Consider the following 17551-nt stretch of genomic DNA (forward strand, 5'->3'; position numbering starts at 1 on the left):
CCTTCAGATTTCATATTAAAAACTATTTAAGAACAGAAAGATGGAGGTAATTAAAAATGGGAAAATATGAACAATTAGCAAAAGATATTGTCAAGAACGTTGGTGGAAAAGATAATATCAACAGTTTAACACACTGTATTACAAGATTACGTTTTAAATTAAAAGATGAATCATTAGCAAACGATGATGTTTTAAAAAACATGAATGGTGTCGTTACGGTAATGAAAAGTGGAGGACAATATCAAGTAGTTATTGGAAACCATGTACCAAAAGTATACGATGAAGTAGTAGAAGTTGCAGGAATTGCAGCAGATACACAAGCAGCAGGTGGAGAAAAAATGGGTCCATTCAATCGCTTGATTGATATTATTAGTGGATCATTCCAACCATTCTTAGGGGCATTATGTGCTGCTGGTATGATCAAGGGATTAAACGCATTATTGGTTTTCTTAGAATTATATACAAATACATCAGGTGTATATTTAATGTTGAACGCAATTGGAGATGCATTATTCTATTTCTTACCAATTGTAGTAGGTTATACATCAAGTAAGAAGTTTGGTTTAAATCCAATGGTAGGTATGGTAATTGGGGCAGCATTGTGTTACCCAAGCATTCAAGGATCTGTATTGAATGCAGCTGACCCTTTAGGTAAAGTATTGGATATTAGCTATTCAACTACATTCTTAGGAATTCCATGGGTAGCAAATGACTATACAAGTAGTGTTGTACCAGTACTTGTAATTGTAGCATTTGCAGCACAACTACAAAAATTGGGTCAAAAATTTATTCCAGAAGTTATTCAAAACTTCTTTGTACCATTCTTTGTATTATTAATTGCATTACCAGTAGGATTCTTAGTAATTGGACCAATTGTATCAATTCTTACAAACTTATTAGGTGATGGATTCACATGGTTGTTTGCTACATCTCCAATAGTTTATGGATTGGTTGTTGGATTCTTCTGGCAAGTACTTGTAATCTTTGGATTACACTGGAGTATCATTCCATTAGCAATGATTAACTTAGGTACATTTGGATATGAACAAATTCTAGGTGGAATGTTTGGAGCAAGTTTCTCACAAACAGCAGTAGTAGCAGCAATGTACTTCAAATTAAAAAATCCAAAAGAAAAAGAATTGGTGGTTCCAGCTGTTATATCAGGAATTTGTGGAGTAACAGAACCGGCAATTTATGGATTATCACTGCCACACAAGAAACCATTTATTTTCTCAATGATTGGTGGAGCTGCAGGTGGTGTAATAATGGCAGTAATGAATGCAAAAGCATATGTAATGGGAGGACTTGGAATCTTTGGAACAGTAAGTTACATTTCTCCTGAAGGAGATGCAAGTGGAATGTGGATTTCATTCTTATGTATTGCAGTATCTATGGTGATTGGATTTGTATTGACAATTCTTTTCTGGAAAGATGATACAGTCGTAGAAGATGTTAATGTAGAAGAGATGAATTTAGAAGTAAAAAAAGAAGTTGTTGGTAGTCCTATTAAAGGATCAATCATATCACTTTCAAAAGTAAAAGATGATGCATTTGCACAAGGAACTTTAGGAAGAGGAATTGCAATTGAACCAACTGAAGGGAAAGTAGTTGCACCATTTGATGGAACAGTTACAACTTTATTTCCAACAAAACATGCAATTGGATTGGTATCTGATAATGGAATGGAATTATTAATTCACATTGGATTGGATACGGTACAATTAGAAGGAAAACACTTTGATGCGAAAGTAAAACAAGGTGATAAAGTAAGAAAAGGACAACTATTGCTTACATTTGATATGGATGCAATTAAAGAAGCAGGATATAATTTACAAACACCAGTTGTTGTAACAAATACAAAAGATTACTTGGATTTATTAGAAGTACAAACAGATAAAGTATCAACAGGTGATGAATTAATTACTGCAATTATTTAAGATGATGATTCAAAAGCATTAGATCTCTAATGCTTTTGATTTTTCTAAATGAAAGAGAGGTATAACATGGGATTTAGAAAAGATTTTTTATGGGGTGGAGCTACAGCTGCCAACCAGTGTGAAGGTGGATATAATGAAGATGGAAGAGGACTAGCAAATGTTGATGTTGCACCAACGGGTCCAGATCGTTTCAAAGTGATTTCTGGAGAAATGAAGATGTTTGATTTTGATGATAAATATTTTTATCCAGCAAAAAATGCAATTGATATGTATCATCATTATAAAGAAGATATCGCATTGTTTGGAGAAATGGGATTCAAAACATATCGTTTGTCAATCGCATGGTCAAGAATTTTCCCAAAAGGCGATGAAAAAGAGCCTAATGAAGCAGGACTAAAGTTTTATGAAGACTTATTTAAGGAATGTCATAAATATGGAATTGAACCACTTGTAACAATTACACATTTTGATTGTCCAATGCATTTAATTGAAAAATATGGTGCATGGAGAAGTAGAGAGTTAATAGGATTCTATGAAAATCTATGTAATGTTATTTTTAGAAGATACAAAGGGTTAGTAAAATACTGGCTTACATTTAATGAAATCAATATGATTTTACATGCACCATTTATGGGCGCAGGATTATATTTTGAAGCTGGTGATAATAAAGAGCAAGTAAAGTATACTGCAGCGCATCATGAACTTGTTGCTAGTGCTTTAGCTACTAAGATTGCTCATGAAGTAGATCCAGAAAACATGGTAGGTTGTATGTTGGCTGCTGGAGATACATATCCTTATTCATGTGAACCACATGATGTATGGAAAGCAATGGAGGCAAATAGAGAAAACTATTTCTTCATTGATGTTCAATCAAGAGGAGCATATCCTGAATATGCATTAAAAGAATTGGAAAGAAAAGGAATTAAAATACCTTTTGTTGAAGGAGATGAAGAAATCTTAAAAGAACACACCGTTGACTTTATTTCGTTCTCATATTATTCATCAAGATGTACAAGTGCAGATCCAGAGATCAATGCGAAAACAGAAGGAAATATTTTCGCTTCGCTTAAAAACCCACATCTTGAAGCAAGTGAATGGGGATGGCAAATTGATCCATTAGGCTTAAGAATTACAATGAATAGTTTGTATGATCGTTATCAAAAACCATTGTTTATTGTTGAAAATGGACTAGGTGCAGTAGATACACCAGATGAAAATGGATATGTGGAAGATGACTATCGCATTGATTATATGCGAGAACATATTAAAGCAATGAAAGAAGCGGTAGAACTTGATGGAGTAGATTTATTAGGTTATACAATGTGGGGACCAATTGACTTAGTAAGCGCAGGAACAGGGGAAATGAAAAAGCGTTATGGATTTATTTATGTAGATCGTGATAACGAAGGAAATGGAACTTTAAAGCGTAGTAAAAAGAAGAGTTTTGATTGGTATAAAAGAGTTATTGCAAGCAATGGGGAAGAGCTAGATTAATCTAGTTCTTTCTTTTTTAAAAAGTAGTAAAAACACTTGACTGTATAGTAACTATACGGCTTATCATAATAATATGAACATTTGTTTTAAATGTGGTAAAAAAGCTTGAAAGGAGTACTTATGAAAAAGTTAAAAATTGCAACGATTGGTGGAGGAAGTAGTTATACACCAGAGTTGATTGAAGGGTTTATTAAACGTAAAGAAGAATTGAATATTGGTGAGATTTGGTTAGTAGATATTGAAGATGGACAAGAGAAGTTAAATATTGTTGGAGCAATGGCAAAACGTATGGTTAAGGCTGCGGGGTTGGATTGGAAAATTCATTTAACGTTAGATCGTGAAGCAGCACTTAAAGATGCTGATTTTGTTTCTACACAGTTTCGTGTAGGGCTACTGGATGCACGTATTAAAGATGAAAGAATTCCTCTTAAATATGGAATGTTAGGACAAGAGACAAATGGTGCAGGAGGGATTTTTAAAGCGTTAAGAACCATTCCTGTAATTATGCAAATCATTGATGATATGCGAAGACTTTGTCCTGATGCTTGGTTGATTAATTTTACAAATCCAAGTGGAATGGTTACAGAAGCAGCAATTAAGCATGCAGGCTGGGAGAAGACGATTGGATTATGTAATGTTCCAATTGTACATATGAATATTGCGAATGCATATAAAGGATTACCACCTTTTAGTAATGAATTGTATTTTAAATTTGCAGGTTTGAATCACTTCCACTGGCACCGTGTATGGGATAAAGAAGGAAATGAAATAACACAAGAAATTATTGAAAAGCAATACAATACAGATGGCAATGCATTTGCGAATGTAGAAGATGTACCAGAAGGAGTAAAAAATATTCCTCAAATTCCAATTGATTATGAATTGTTGAAGCATCAAGGAATTCTTCCTTGTATGTATCACCGTTACTATTATATTTCAGAGACAATGTATGACTTGGAAAAAGAAGAGTATGAAAAAAATAATGTTAGAGCACAGCTTGTAAAAGCAACTGAAGAAAGATTATTTGAGTTATATAAAGATGAAAACTTAGATTATAAACCAGAAGAACTTAATGAACGTGGTGGAGCATTCTACAGTGATGCAGCTTGTGAAGTAATGGCATCTATTGTGAATGATAAGCGTACACTTATGGTTGTAAGTACAGCGAATAAAGGTGCTATTGATGATCTTCCTTATGATTGTGTAGCAGAAGTGTCTTCTTACATTACTGCACATGGTGCAGAACCTCTTAGATGGGGTAAGTTTGATAGTGCTCCAAGGGGAATGTTACAAGTACAAAAAGCAATGGAAGAGTGTGCAATTAAAGCAGCACTTAGTGGTAGTTATGAAGCATTAAAAGAAGCATTTATGATTAACCCATTAATTGAAAGTGGGGATACAATGATTGCTGTGATGAATGAATTACTAGTAGCTCATAAAAAATATTTACCACAATTTAAGGATGTTATTAAAACATTAGAAGCAGATGGAGTTAAATATGAGTAAATTCCCAAAGAACTTTTTATGGGGTGGAGCAACAGCTGCAAACCAGTGTGAAGGGGGATGGCAAGAAGGTGGGAAAGGACCTAGTGTTCAAGACCATAAACGTGGTGGAGGATTACATAAAGAGAGATTATTCGATGATCCGATTTTGAAAGATCAATATTATCCATCACATGTAGCAATTGACCACTATCATCATTATAAAGAAGATATAGCTCTGTTTGGTGAGATGGGGTTTAAAGTATATCGATTATCTATCAACTGGAGTAGAATTTTTCCCGAAGGTGATGAAGAAGAACCAAATGAAGAAGGTTTAAAATTCTATGATGCTATTTTTGATGAATGTCATAAATATGGTATTGAACCTTTAGTAACATTAAGTCATTTTGAAATTCCAATGGGAATTGTGAAAAAATATAATGGCTTTAGTGATCGAAGAGTTATTGATTTCTTTGTGCATTATGCAACAACAGTAATGAAACGTTATAAAGATAAGGTGAAATATTGGCTTACTTTTAATGAAATAAATTTTGGTATGATGGAACATGGTGGTTTAATCGTATTAGGTTTATTAGATGAAAATACCGTTCAACATAAACCAGTAAAGGATAATCCACAAGCACGTATGCAAGCTTTACATCATGTGTTTTTAGCTAGTGCAAAGGCGGTAATTGAAGGGCATAAAATCAATCCTAATTTTATGATTGGTAATATGATAGCACATCTTACTTTTTATCCATTAACATCAAAACCTGAAGATATATTAAAGGCTCAAACCATGGATAATCTAATTAATAATGTTTGTGGTGATGTACAAGTATTAGGTGAATATTCTTACTTTGCAAAAAAGTATATGAAAGATAATGGAATTACTTTGCAAATGGAAGAAGGCGATGAAGAACTTTTAAAAGCAGGGACAGTAGATTTCTATACTTTCTCTTATTATATGAGTGTATGTGTTAGTACCGAACAAGGGCATGAATTATCAATGGGTAATTTAATGGGTGGAGTAAAAAACCCATATCTTGAATCTAGTAAGTGGGGATGGCAAGTAGATCCAGTTGGTTTGCGATATACATTGAATAAACTTTATGATCGTTATCATGTGCCATTGATGGTAGTTGAAAATGGTTTAGGAGCAGAAGATGTAGTAGAAGCGGATGGAAGTATTCAAGATGACTATCGCATTGACTACATGAGAAAGCATATCAATGAGATGGCCAATACAATTGATGATGGTGTTGACTTAATTGGATATACAATGTGGGGTCCAATTGATATTGTAAGTGCAGGTACTGGAGAAATGAAAAAACGTTATGGATTTATCTATGTGGATAAAGATAATGATGGTAATGGTACCTTAGAACGTAAGAAGAAGAAATCATTTGATTGGTATAAGGAAGTAATTGCCACAAATGGCGAAAAATTATAGAAGGAGGAAACAAATGAATACATTTCCAAAAGGATTTTTATGGGGTGGAGCTACAGCTGCCAACCAGTGTGAAGGTGGATATTTAACAGGTGGAAAAGGATTATCAATTTCTGATATTTGTACAGGTGGGTCAAGAACCCAAGCAAAGAGAATTACTCCTGTATTAGAAGAGGGTACTTTTTATCCATCACATGAAGCAATTGATATGTATCATCATTACAAAGAGGATATTGCAATGTTCGCAGAAATGGGATTTAACGTATATCGTTTCTCAATTGCATGGACACGTATTTTTCCAAATGGTGATGAAACAGAGCCAAATGAAGAAGGTCTTAAATTTTATGATAGTATGATTGATGAGTGTTTGAAACATGGCATTGAACCACTTATTACAATTTCACACTATGAATTACCATATCATTTATCAAAAGAATATGGTGGATGGGCAAATCGTAAATTAATTGATTTCTTTATGAATTACTGTACAACGATATTTAAACGTTATAAAGGAAAAGTAAAATATTGGCTAACATTTAATGAAATTAATGGAGCAATGGGAAAACTTGGAGGGTTTCTATCATTGGGTATTTTGAATGAAGGAACAAAAGACTTTATGAATCAAGCAGATGATCCTCAAAAGAGATTCCAAGGATTGCATCACCAATTTGTAGCAAGTGCAAAAGCTGTTAATTTGGCGCATGAAATAGATGCTAACAATAAAGTAGGAAATATGATTATTTATGCAACGACATATCCATTAACATGTAATCCTGATGATGCGATTGCAGCACAAAGGAAAAATCAAGATTTCAATTATTATTGTACAGATGTACAAGTAAAAGGTCAGTATCCTACTTTTGCACAACGTGTTTGGGATGAAAATGGTGTGAAAATTGAAATGAAAGATGGGGATTTAGACATCATTAAAAAGGGTACTGTAGATTTCATTTCACTTTCTTACTATATGTCTAGTTGTGCAAGTGCCAAACCTGATGAACAAGGAGAAGGGAATTTACTTGGTGGATCACCTAACCCTTACTTGGAAGCTAGTGAGTGGGGATGGCAAATTGACCCAGAAGGACTTCGTTATGCATTGATTGATTTGTATGATCGTTATCGTGTACCACTAATGGTAGTAGAAAATGGTCTAGGAGCGATTGATAAGATTGAAGATGATGGTACAATACAAGATGATTATCGGATTGATTATTTACGCAAACATATTGTTGCTATGAAAGAAGCAATTCAAGATGGCGTTGATTTACGCGCCTTTACACCTTGGGGATGTATTGACTTGGTAAGTGCATCAACTGGTGAAATGGCAAAACGTTATGGATTTATTTATGTTGAAAAGTATGATGATGGAAGTGGTGACTTTTCAAGAAGAAAGAAAAAATCATTTGATTGGTATAAAGAAGTAATAGCATCAAATGGTGAGGATTTATAATAAGACAGGCTTAGGCCTGTTTTTAATTTCTAATAATTATTGACAAACTTGTAAGCGCTTGCTAATATATTATTAAGGATTGTAACTCTTTGAGGCATTACCTTAGGACTAATGGATTTTTATCTATGGTTTAAGGGGGTGACTTTGAAGAGTTTTTATTATTTGGAGGTTTGTACATGTTTAAAATGTTTAAGAAAAAAGAATCAGACTATAATGTATATTCACCAGTAGATGGTGAAGCGATGTTGTTGGAAGAAGTAAATGATCAAGTTTTTTCAACAAAAATGATGGGCGAAGGCGTTGGCTTTAAATTAAAAAGTGGTGAAGTGTGTTCACCTTGTGATGGGAAAATTACACTTATTGCTCCAACCAAACATGCGTTTGGAATAGAGGCCGATAACGGTATGGAAATCTTAGTTCATATTGGTTTAGATACAGTGGAACTTGGTGGAAAAGGTTTTGAAGTATTACAACAACCAGGAACTAGAGTGACGAAAGGTACAGCAATTATTCGTGTTGATCTTGCTTTTATGGAAGCAAATAACGTAGATTTGATAACACCAATGATTGTTACCAATGCGATACCTTTTGCTTTAGAAGACAATGTAATTGGAAATGAAGTATCGAAAGGTGAAACGTTAATTATTCATAAAGAGAAGTAGGTTGAGGAGAAATGTATGAAGGCAATAAGAAAAATAAATAATAATGTAGCAGTATGTCTAGATAAAAATAATAAAGAATTGATTGCCTTTGGTAAAGGGATAGGATTTCCATCTATGCCTTACGAAATAACGGATTTGAATTCTATCGATATGACTTTTTATAGATTAAATGCACAATTTTATAATCTTTTACAAGAGATACCTGAAGATGTTTTTGAAGTAAGTGCTAACATTGTCACAAAAGCACAGGAAACATTAAATAAGAATTTAAATCCTAATATTGTATTTAGTTTAGCAGACCATATTAATTTTGCGATCGTTCGAATGAAAAACTATAAGAAGATGAAATTCGCCTTTTCATATGATGTAGAGCAGTTATATCCAGAAGAAACTGCAATTGGGAAATATGCATTAAGTCAAATTCAAAGTAAACTCTATATTAGTTTACCTGAATCAGAAGTAACAAATATTGCTTTGCATTTTGTAAATGCAGAAGAAGAAACGTTGGCTGAAGATGAAGGAGATAAGATAGAGACAATGATTGAAGAGATTACTTCGATGATTGAAAACTCGTTTGCTTTGGAAATTAAACGAAAAGAGTTTAATTATAATCGATTTGTTATGCATCTAAGGTACTATCTGAAACGGATCCAAGAAAAAGAACAATTCATGGATAATTGTGATGATTTAATTGTATTTATGCAAGAAGAAAGACCTGAAATTTATGAATGTGCAATGAAAATATCATCCTATATCGATGATGAGTTACATGCAGAGAGTACAAATGATGAAATCTTATATTTGATGATTCATATTAATCGAATTATCAATAAAGAAGATTAAAAAATATCCACATGGTTACTAGTGCCATTAAAGGATTATAGAAATTTTGGTGAAAAATGTGGAGGAAAAAAGAATGAGTAAGAAACAAGAATATCAAGTATTAGCAACAGAAATTTTAAAAGCTGTTGGTGGAAAAGAAAATGTTATGCAAGTTACACATTGTATGACGAGATTACGTTTTAATTTGAAAGATGAAAGTATTCCAAATGATGAAGAAATAAAAAGTATAAAAGGTGTCATTGGTACAATTCATGCTGGAGGACAATTACAAATAATTATTGGTCAAACAGTTGAAAAAGTATACAACTGTATTCGTGAAGAAGGCGGTTTTGAAGAGAGTAAGACAATTGATGAAAATCTTGATGTAAAGAAAAAGATAACATTAAAATCAATTGGAAATGGAATCATGGATGGTTTAGCTGGTAGTTTAACACCAATTATTCCAATGATTATGGCAGCATCAATCTTTAAGATGTTAGTAGCTGTATTAGGTCCAGATATGTTGAATGTATTGAGTACAACAAGTGACCTATATGTATTGTTTACATTTGTTGGAGATGCAGGATTTTATTTCTTTCCTGTTATTGTAGGATATACAGCTTCTAAGAAGTTTGGTGTAACCCCAGTGCTAGGAATGTTTTTAGGAGCAATTATGCTACATCCAACATTTATGGCAATGGCGGTAGAAGGAAGCAAGTTTACAGTATTTGGAATTCCTTCAAGTCCACAGGTGTATTCAAGTACCATTTTACCGATTATTATGTCGGTATGGGTAATGTCATATGTGGAAAAATTCTTTAAAAAGATTTTACCAGATATGTTAAGAGTTATTTTTGCACCAACTCTTACCATAACGGTAATGTTGCCAATTGCATTATGTGTATTAGGTCCAGCGGGATCTTTCTTGGCAGACTATGTAGCAGAGTTCTTATTAGGCTTTGGCGATATTGGTGGTTTTCTAGCAATTGCAATTATTGCAGCATTATGGCAATTCTTAGTTATGAGTGGAATGCATATTGTGATGATTACTACAATGATTTTATTATTCTCTAATGCAGGATATGAAAACTTAGTAAATCCTGCAGCGTGTATTGCAAGTATCTCTGTTGCAGGTATGTGTTTAGGAGCTGCGTTAAAAATTAAAAATAAAGAACAAAAATCTTTAAGTTTTGGATACTTTATCACTAGTATTATTGGTGGAGTTACAGAACCTGGAATGTATGGTATTGGAATGAAATATAAACGTCCATTCTTAGGAATGATGGCTGGAGGATTTGTAGGTGGTCTTTATGCAGGGTTATTAAATGTGGGAACTTATGCTTTAGTACCAGTAGCGAGCTTCTTGTGCTTAACTAGCTTTGCTGGAGGTCCAACATCCAATTTAGTTCATGGTATTATTGCTAGTGTGATTGCATTTATTGTATCTGCAGCAGTAACATACCTATTTGGATTTAAAAAGGATGAGGTGGATATACAAAAACAATAGAGTGAGGTAAAGTATGAAAATTATTATTAGAGCAGATGATTTAGGATATTCGGAAGCAGTAAATTATGGAATTGAAAAATCAGTGAAACATGGAATTATTAAAAATGTTGGTTTCATGGTAAACATGGATGCTAGTAAACATGGAATAGATTTGTTGAAAGATGTGGATGTTTGTTTGGGACAACATACAAATATTTGTGTAGGTAAACCAATTTGTGATCCTTCATTAATTCCTAGCATTACGAATGGAAAAGGTGAGTTTAAATCTTCAAGAGAATATCGTGAAGCCAAGGAAGATTTTGTTGATTTGGATGAAGTGATTATGGAGATTGAAGCCCAATACCAAAGATATAAAGAATTGGTAGGTAGAGAACCAGAATATTTTGAAGGTCATGCAGTAGCAAGTGATAATTTTCTAAAAGGACTTGAAATTGTTGCCAAGCATCATGGATTAAAGTATAGTGGGTTTGATTTTGGAGATGAATCAATTATAATGGTAAATGATAAGAAGGTATATTTGTGGATGGATTCTACAACTAATCCAAATTATGATCCATTTATTACTTTAAAGAAGATGGTAAAGAATGCCCATGAAGATGCATACGATATGCTAGTGTTCCATCCAGGATATTTGGATGATTATATATTGAAGCATTCTTCACTTACTATACCAAGAACATTAGAAGTAGAAGCATCATGTTCAAAAGAAGTGAAAGATTGGCTAAAAGAGAACAATATCAAACTTTATACTTACAATGATATTTAATAAAACAAGAAATATATTATGAAAAGAATTAGCGTTTGCTAATTCTTTTCATAATATATTTCTTGTTTAATTTCTAATTCTTTTTCATCACCTTGTAAGGTTTTAATAATTAACAAAGCAAAGTCGATAACGGCTGCAGCACTTCTACCTGTAATTAACTTATCATCAATTGCGGTGTACATGTCAATATAAATACCTCCAAAGTCTTCATTCATACTTGTAAAGCAAGTATAATATTTGTTTTTAAGATATCCCATACGACCTAATATCGTTGGCGCAGCACAGATAGCAGCAACATACTTGTCTTTATCAAAGAAGTGTTTAATCACTTGTTTAACATCCTCATTATCTTCAAGCTCGCGATAATGAGGACCTCCTGGAAGGAATAAACAATTGTAGTGATTAAAATCCAAGTCTTGCAAATTATGAAGCTTAGAGATGGTGTTTTGGTATTTTCCTGTAGCCTCAGTACCATGAATTGTGTACACATCAACTTCTAGACCTGAACGTCTTAATAAAGCAATTGTACCAATTGCTTCTACTTCCTCAAAACCATTTGTTAGAATACATAATATTTTCATATTTTTCCTCCTACCATTTATATAAATTTATTATATCATGAGACTAGAATATGCTATAATAATAACGCATGTGCCTGTGGCGCAATTGGATAGCGTTTTTGATTCCGATTCAAAAGGTTGCAGGTTCGAGTCCTGTCAGGCACGCCATATACAAAAATAACTCCTATTTTAGGAGTTTTATTTATGTCGACTGTCTTTTAGAATGATTTTTGATAAATTATTAATTATACTTTCTAAATCAATTTAACCTTCTTTTCTATTAACTCCACTTAACTATCCAAAAATTCCAATAAATTGTCAATTTTTCCAAAGTGTTACCAAATGTCACGTTTCACCGACCATTTTTATCTGTTTTCCCACAAGAAAATATTTCTATGATATACTTTTGTCATTGAATTAAATATGATTAAAGAAATATTTGGTAAAAGGAAAAAAGGAGAGTTCAATGGGAAATGAATTATTAATAATGTTGATTATGTTATCTAGTATTTGCATATTTGATGGATTTCGTATTAAGGCGGAAGAAATGTATTCACAAGGTAAAATGTTTATAAAAACGGTATATGCTAATTGGGTTATTAATATTAGAGTATCAGTAACCATAACTACAAAATCTAGACCACAACATATACTCACTATTGAAAATGAAAAAAATTAAATACATAATATCTATACTCATCTTATTTTTAGTATCATGTGAATCAAAAACGGAATCTTTGTATATTTCATTTACATTAACAAAAGAAGAAAATAATGAATTAATAAGTGAGGTTTATTATATTGATTTACAAACAGAGGAAGTAAAAAAAATAGTTGAAGTTCCATATACGTCACAATATCCTCTAACTGCATATAGTAAAAGAGAAAATGTGGTCTACTATACAGCAAAAGATGAAACTGGAAATGCAGATCAAGTGTATAAATATGATTTAGAAAAACAAGAAATTACTCAATTAACTGATAGTTTCTTTGCTATAAACTATATCATACCAACTGACACAAAAATATTTATAGGCGGAATTCCATTGAATGCCAACCATTTTTCAGTAAGACCTTTTGTGTATGATATTGACACAAAGAGATTAAAAGACTTAACTTGGGATGAAGACTTAAATTTTTCTTTTATCAATTATGACCCAGTTAATAATGATTATATTGCATCTGCATATTCATCAACAGACGAAAAGTTAAGAATTTCTAATCAAGATATTAAACCATATGAACCAGGAACAAACTATCTTTACAGATTTAATGAAAGTAATCATAAGCAGTTATTGAAAAGCGATGGAATTGAAATTGATGCTGTAGCAATTAATGGTGATAATAACTATTTTTCAAATCAAAGAACATTTCTTCATAGAATAAAATCAAGTAAATCAGAAAAGGATTATGAAAATCTGGATTGGGATAATTGGTCGTATGAAGCACTTATTTATGTTGATGATAAATATGCTTACTTTATAAATGATAGAACAATATTTAAATATGATATAGACAGCAAAGAAAATAAAGTGATTTTTGAAGATAACAAAGATGAAAGAAAAATTAATAACGCAATTATTTTGTCAGAATGAATTATAAATATTTGGGCTAGGTTTTCCTAGTCCTTTTTAGTGCTTTTATATACGATACATTAATTGATCTAAATGATAATATTGGTATAAAGGGAACATTAATATTATTGAATAACTATACCTATTTTTGGATATAATTGATATGAAAGATCTAAATCAAATAGAATTGAATAGTAAAAAAAAGTAGTATATAATAGGATTTGGAAACCTTTGATAGAATAAACTAATTTTGAATCTGTCAGGCACGCCATATATGCCTCCGTAGTTAAATGGATATAACAAGCCCCTCCTAAGGGCTAGTTGTGAGTTCGATTCTCGCCGGGGGTGCCATAAAAAAATAAAGCTGAAATTCTTTGTATCAAGGAATTCAGCTTTTCATTTTTCTATCATAAAAGTGTTTTTCGTACACTAACTTCTTTAGAAACTAATTTATCTATATGTTCTGCATTTTCATTTGTCAATTGAAAGAACATTCCATCATTTCTACATTTTTTATGTATATCACCATTTAGGTTATAAACAAATCCTCGAACACAAACAGGACTACAAGCATTAGGATCGATAAGTCTTGCACAGTCACGGGACATAATCATTTTCTTTTGCATATTAGTAGGAAGAGAAGTTATTATATCTTTATCTTTACAAGCGTTATCACCATAAATTCGGGCCATCATACCCGCTTTACGAAATATCCAATTCATAACAGATTTCTTCTTCAGTTGGTATGTAACAGTATAGCCACTTTTTGCTTTTTTGATTACAAGGTCACAGCCTTGTTTAATAAGTTTTTGATTAAGTTTTTCAACAAATGCTTGATGTTCTGGTGTAACTGTCAATAGAAACTCATTGAATGAATTTAGTTCTTTTGTCATTGTTTTCGCTCCTTAAATTGCAATTTATTTATATGATTATATTATAGAGGCATTATAGAAGCTATACAAGTTGTTTGAACTCTTCCAAAAAAGTTTTAATGTAGTATTATTTACTGTTTTAGATCTGTTTATCAGCATTTTTGATGTATATGGAAGTTGGTAAAGGATATTAAATTTTATATATAAATAGTTTATTCTAGAAGATTAAACACAATAGAATCTGTTATCAATGTTTATCATGCACTTTGAGAAAACTGACTATTATATATATCTGTATATGTACCATTATTTGCAAGTAGTGCTTGATGTTTCTTGTTTCAACAATATTTTCTCTCTCCATCACAATGATACTATCGGCATCATAAATGGTAGATAATCTATGTGCAACTACAAAACTAGTACGCCCTTTTAATAAGCGTTTCATAGCTTCTTGAATTGGCTATCTCGTTTTTAGTTACAAAATTCCACCATGATACCTGCAGGATCCGTAATTTTAAAGTTTGTTGGCATTGGACCAGTTGAGTGAATCTCACTTGGGATATATCCAAGTGAGATTGCTTTTTCACGTAAAGTTTTTAAATCACCATCATGTTTAAAAGCTAAAACCATACCCTCACTTTTAAATGGAGCGCCTTGTTTAAATTGGATAAATTCTAACATAGTTTCTCCTTTATCATTGGCTAAAAAGCAAATTTCACCAATTGGTGGACTAAGCCGAAATTGAATCGTTAAGTTTACCAATTCTGTATAAAATGTTATTGATTTTTCGATATCAGGAACGCTAAATGTAATATGTTTTAATTTCATATCTAAACTCCTTTTTCATTTTGTTTATATTGAATAATATTTTGAGTAAGTTTTTCACTTGATGCATAGGGTTCAACTTTAGTTAATGGAGCTATGTTTTTTTGAAAAACATCTTTCCAAAGTATATGGCAGATAATGGCACTTAAGGAATATGCAGTAGGAAAAGCAATCCATACATAGTTTATATTTCCGCTTAGTGAAAAAATATACACAAGAGGAATAAGCAGTATTATCTGTCGAGTTATAGAACAAATTAAGCTGGATAGATTTCTTCCTACGGTTTGAAAGCTTGTTTGATTAATTAAACAAAAACCTTCAAAAATGAAAGATACACTAATAATACGAAGTGCAGGGATACCTATTTTTTTCATTTCCTCAGAAGCTCCAAAAAGATCCAAAAGTTGATTTGGAAATATTTGAATACTTAGTATTCCTGCAAAAATAATAATTAGCATATACACAAAAGCATAAAATCGTGTTTTCAAAACGCGCTTTCTTTGTCTTGCACCAAAATTGTACGACATGATTGGTAACATTCCATTTGTTAGTCCATAAATAGGCATGAACACAAAATTTTGGAGTCTAGCGCAAATACCATATACAGCCATGACAGTAGTAGAGAAAGACAATAATATACCATTTACTAAAAAGTTCGTTACAGAACCAATCGCTTGCATTACCATTGCAGGAAGACCAATTTTGTATATTTCTTTTACAATTGTAATATTAAACTTAAACTGTGTAAGAGATAATTTAAGGTCTTTATTGTAATGTTGATGAAATACAAATGCACATATAAATGCAATTGTTTGTCCAATAACTGTAGCTAGTGCTGCTCCTTTGGCACCAAGAGCAGGAAAGCTACCCAACCCAAAGATAAACAGAGGGTCAAGAACAATGTTTATAATAGCACCAATTATTTGTGAAATCATTGAAAGCATTGACTTACCGTTTGCTTGTAGAAGTTTTTCAAATAACTGTTGCCCAAAAAGAGAAAATGAAAAAACCATACAAATAAACATATAATCACTGCCATAAGCGATTATCTTTGGGTCTGTTGTTTGAAGCGAAAAAAATGAATGTGAAAAAAATAATCCAATAAAAAGTGTTATTAAGTATGATAATAAAATTAATAGTGCACCGTGCTGTACAATCGCTTTTACTTTCTCATGATTCTTTTGCCCTAGAGTACGTGATAGAAATGTATTGATGCCAATACAGGTACCAATGCCTATGGCAATCATTAAGGTTTGAACAGGAACGGTGAGTGATACAGCACTCAGCGCCTTTTCGCTAAATCTGGAGATATAAATTGAATCTACAACGTTGTAGAGAGCTTGTACCATCATGGAAAACATGATGGGTGTGGAAACAAAGAGTAAGAGTTTACTTACTGGAGTTGTTTCCATTTTGTTAATTTTGGTTGTCCTCATAATAATCCTTCCTTTCAAAAAAGACAAAAAAGTGGGTATTTCTACCACACTCCAAAACACAAAAAAAGGAGTGGGTATATTCCTCCACACTCCAGATACAAAGGTATACAACCTTAAGTAACAATTTTAAAATATTTAATTTTAATACCTACACTTTGAGATAGTGTATAGTTTTACTATCCTTTGCATATGATACGGTTTTTAAAAATAATTGTCAAGTATTAAAAAGAACTTGATAAAATATGAGTTTTTAATATTTAAAAGTTCCATATGAATTTTTTCTATGAAGATAAACAATACACAAAATTCAATAACCCGAAGTTTACTTCTATGCTTCTACAATTTTATAACCTGCATGGTTTAGAGCGTCTATCGCTTTTTGATAGTTTTCTTCTTTCGTTAATATATAATCTGTATTAAATGTTGAGATTGCAAAAATGCCAATCTTATTCTCTGCTAAAATACCAGAAATTTTAGCTAATATTCCAATTAATGAAAAATCTAACGTTCCCTGAATACGAAAAGCTTTCCAACCATCATCTCTTTCGGATATGTTAGTTGGTATTTTATTGGTTGGACACACTAACGAGTTTTCTTCATCTGTTTTTCCAGTAAAACAAAACTCAGCATTCAAATCTACAAGTGAATAATCCGCCACTTTACATACTGAAAAATCATAATCTATCTTTTTTATTTCCATCATCAATTTCCTCA

The 17551-nt window shown here is 32.1% G+C and carries 16 protein-coding genes and 2 tRNA genes; 13 read left to right on the forward strand and 5 right to left on the reverse strand.

Annotation, left to right across the window (positions count from 1 at the left end; all coding sequences use genetic code 11):
- The first annotated feature begins 56 nt into the window (after positions 1 to 56).
- The 9 genes from M2475_RS01560 (at position 57) to M2475_RS01600 (ending at position 11570) form a co-directional block, all read left to right on the forward strand.
- Positions 57 to 1937, forward strand: coding sequence for a beta-glucoside-specific PTS transporter subunit IIABC (locus M2475_RS01560; protein WP_277489161.1), 1881 nt, complete (start codon positions 57 to 59; stop codon positions 1935 to 1937).
- Positions 1938 to 2003: 66 nt separating this feature from the next.
- Positions 2004 to 3431, forward strand: coding sequence for a 6-phospho-beta-glucosidase (locus tag M2475_RS01565; RefSeq protein WP_277489162.1), 1428 nt, complete (start codon positions 2004 to 2006; stop codon positions 3429 to 3431).
- 120 nt (positions 3432 to 3551) lie between these two features.
- Positions 3552 to 4937 carry a 6-phospho-beta-glucosidase gene (locus M2475_RS01570; RefSeq protein ID WP_277489163.1) on the forward strand — a complete coding sequence of 462 codons (1386 nt, stop codon included), beginning with the start codon at positions 3552 to 3554 and terminating at the stop codon, positions 4935 to 4937.
- Positions 4930 to 6366, forward strand: coding sequence for a glycoside hydrolase family 1 protein (locus M2475_RS01575; RefSeq protein ID WP_277489164.1), 1437 nt, complete (start codon positions 4930 to 4932; stop codon positions 6364 to 6366). Before M2475_RS01570 ends, M2475_RS01575 begins: the two co-directional genes overlap by 8 nt.
- A 13-nt stretch (positions 6367 to 6379) precedes the next feature.
- Positions 6380 to 7813 (forward strand): glycoside hydrolase family 1 protein, encoded by a 1434-nt coding sequence (locus M2475_RS01580; protein ID WP_277489165.1) that lies wholly within the window; start codon positions 6380 to 6382, stop codon positions 7811 to 7813.
- A gap of 176 nt (positions 7814 to 7989) precedes the next feature.
- Complete coding sequence (locus M2475_RS01585; RefSeq protein WP_277489166.1) at positions 7990 to 8475, forward strand: PTS glucose transporter subunit IIA; 486 nt, start codon at positions 7990 to 7992, stop codon at positions 8473 to 8475.
- Between the two features lie 15 nt (positions 8476 to 8490).
- Entirely contained in the window at positions 8491 to 9318 is an 828-nt protein-coding gene (locus M2475_RS01590; protein ID WP_277489167.1) for a PRD domain-containing protein, read from the forward strand.
- A 73-nt stretch (positions 9319 to 9391) separates the two neighbouring features.
- Entirely contained in the window at positions 9392 to 10804 is a 1413-nt protein-coding gene (locus tag M2475_RS01595) for a PTS transporter subunit EIIC (protein ID WP_277489168.1), read from the forward strand.
- A gap of 13 nt (positions 10805 to 10817) precedes the next feature.
- A complete protein-coding gene (locus M2475_RS01600; RefSeq protein WP_277489169.1) occupies positions 10818 to 11570 on the forward strand; it encodes a ChbG/HpnK family deacetylase in 753 nt (250 codons plus the stop codon).
- Between the two features lie 38 nt (positions 11571 to 11608).
- Here the strand turns inward: M2475_RS01600 and M2475_RS01605 are convergent, their stop codons facing one another.
- Positions 11609 to 12151, reverse strand: a complete 543-nt coding sequence (locus M2475_RS01605) for a DJ-1/PfpI family protein (RefSeq protein WP_277489170.1) — start codon at positions 12149 to 12151, stop codon at positions 11609 to 11611.
- Between the two features lie 70 nt (positions 12152 to 12221).
- On the opposite strand from M2475_RS01605, the gene M2475_RS01610 reads away from it, so the two are divergent.
- The 4 genes from M2475_RS01610 to M2475_RS01625 all read left to right on the forward strand — a co-directional run bounded on the left by M2475_RS01610 (position 12222) and on the right by M2475_RS01625 (position 14055).
- Positions 12222 to 12298 (forward strand) — tRNA-Arg (locus M2475_RS01610).
- 298 nt (positions 12299 to 12596) lie between these two features.
- On the forward strand, positions 12597 to 12809 hold the full coding sequence (locus tag M2475_RS01615) for a hypothetical protein (RefSeq protein ID WP_277489171.1): 213 nt from the start codon (positions 12597 to 12599) through the stop codon (positions 12807 to 12809).
- Positions 12810 to 12867: 58 nt separating this feature from the next.
- Entirely contained in the window at positions 12868 to 13725 is an 858-nt protein-coding gene (locus M2475_RS01620) for a DPP IV N-terminal domain-containing protein (protein WP_277489172.1), read from the forward strand.
- A gap of 255 nt (positions 13726 to 13980) precedes the next feature.
- Positions 13981 to 14055: transfer RNA gene (locus tag M2475_RS01625), tRNA-Arg, on the forward strand.
- Positions 14056 to 14111: 56 nt separating this feature from the next.
- Here M2475_RS01625 and M2475_RS01630 read toward each other — a convergent pair.
- From M2475_RS01630 to M2475_RS01645, 4 genes are all read right to left on the reverse strand, one after another.
- Positions 14112 to 14597 carry a hypothetical protein gene (locus M2475_RS01630; RefSeq protein ID WP_277489173.1) on the reverse strand — a complete coding sequence of 162 codons (486 nt, stop codon included), beginning with the start codon at positions 14595 to 14597 and terminating at the stop codon, positions 14112 to 14114.
- 450 nt (positions 14598 to 15047) lie between these two features.
- A complete protein-coding gene (locus tag M2475_RS01635) occupies positions 15048 to 15404 on the reverse strand; it encodes a VOC family protein (protein ID WP_277489174.1) in 357 nt (118 codons plus the stop codon).
- Between the two features lie 2 nt (positions 15405 to 15406).
- Positions 15407 to 16837: an MATE family efflux transporter gene (locus M2475_RS01640; RefSeq protein ID WP_277489175.1), complete on the reverse strand. Its 1431-nt coding sequence runs from the start codon at positions 16835 to 16837 to the stop codon at positions 15407 to 15409.
- 328 nt (positions 16838 to 17165) lie between these two features.
- On the reverse strand, positions 17166 to 17540 hold the full coding sequence (locus M2475_RS01645) for an ACT domain-containing protein (RefSeq protein ID WP_277489176.1): 375 nt from the start codon (positions 17538 to 17540) through the stop codon (positions 17166 to 17168).
- Positions 17541 to 17551: the final 11 nt, after the last annotated feature.

It is taken from the genome of Breznakia sp. PF5-3 (assembly GCF_029504745.1).
Classification (GTDB): domain Bacteria; phylum Bacillota_I; class Bacilli_A; order Erysipelotrichales; family Erysipelotrichaceae; genus Breznakia.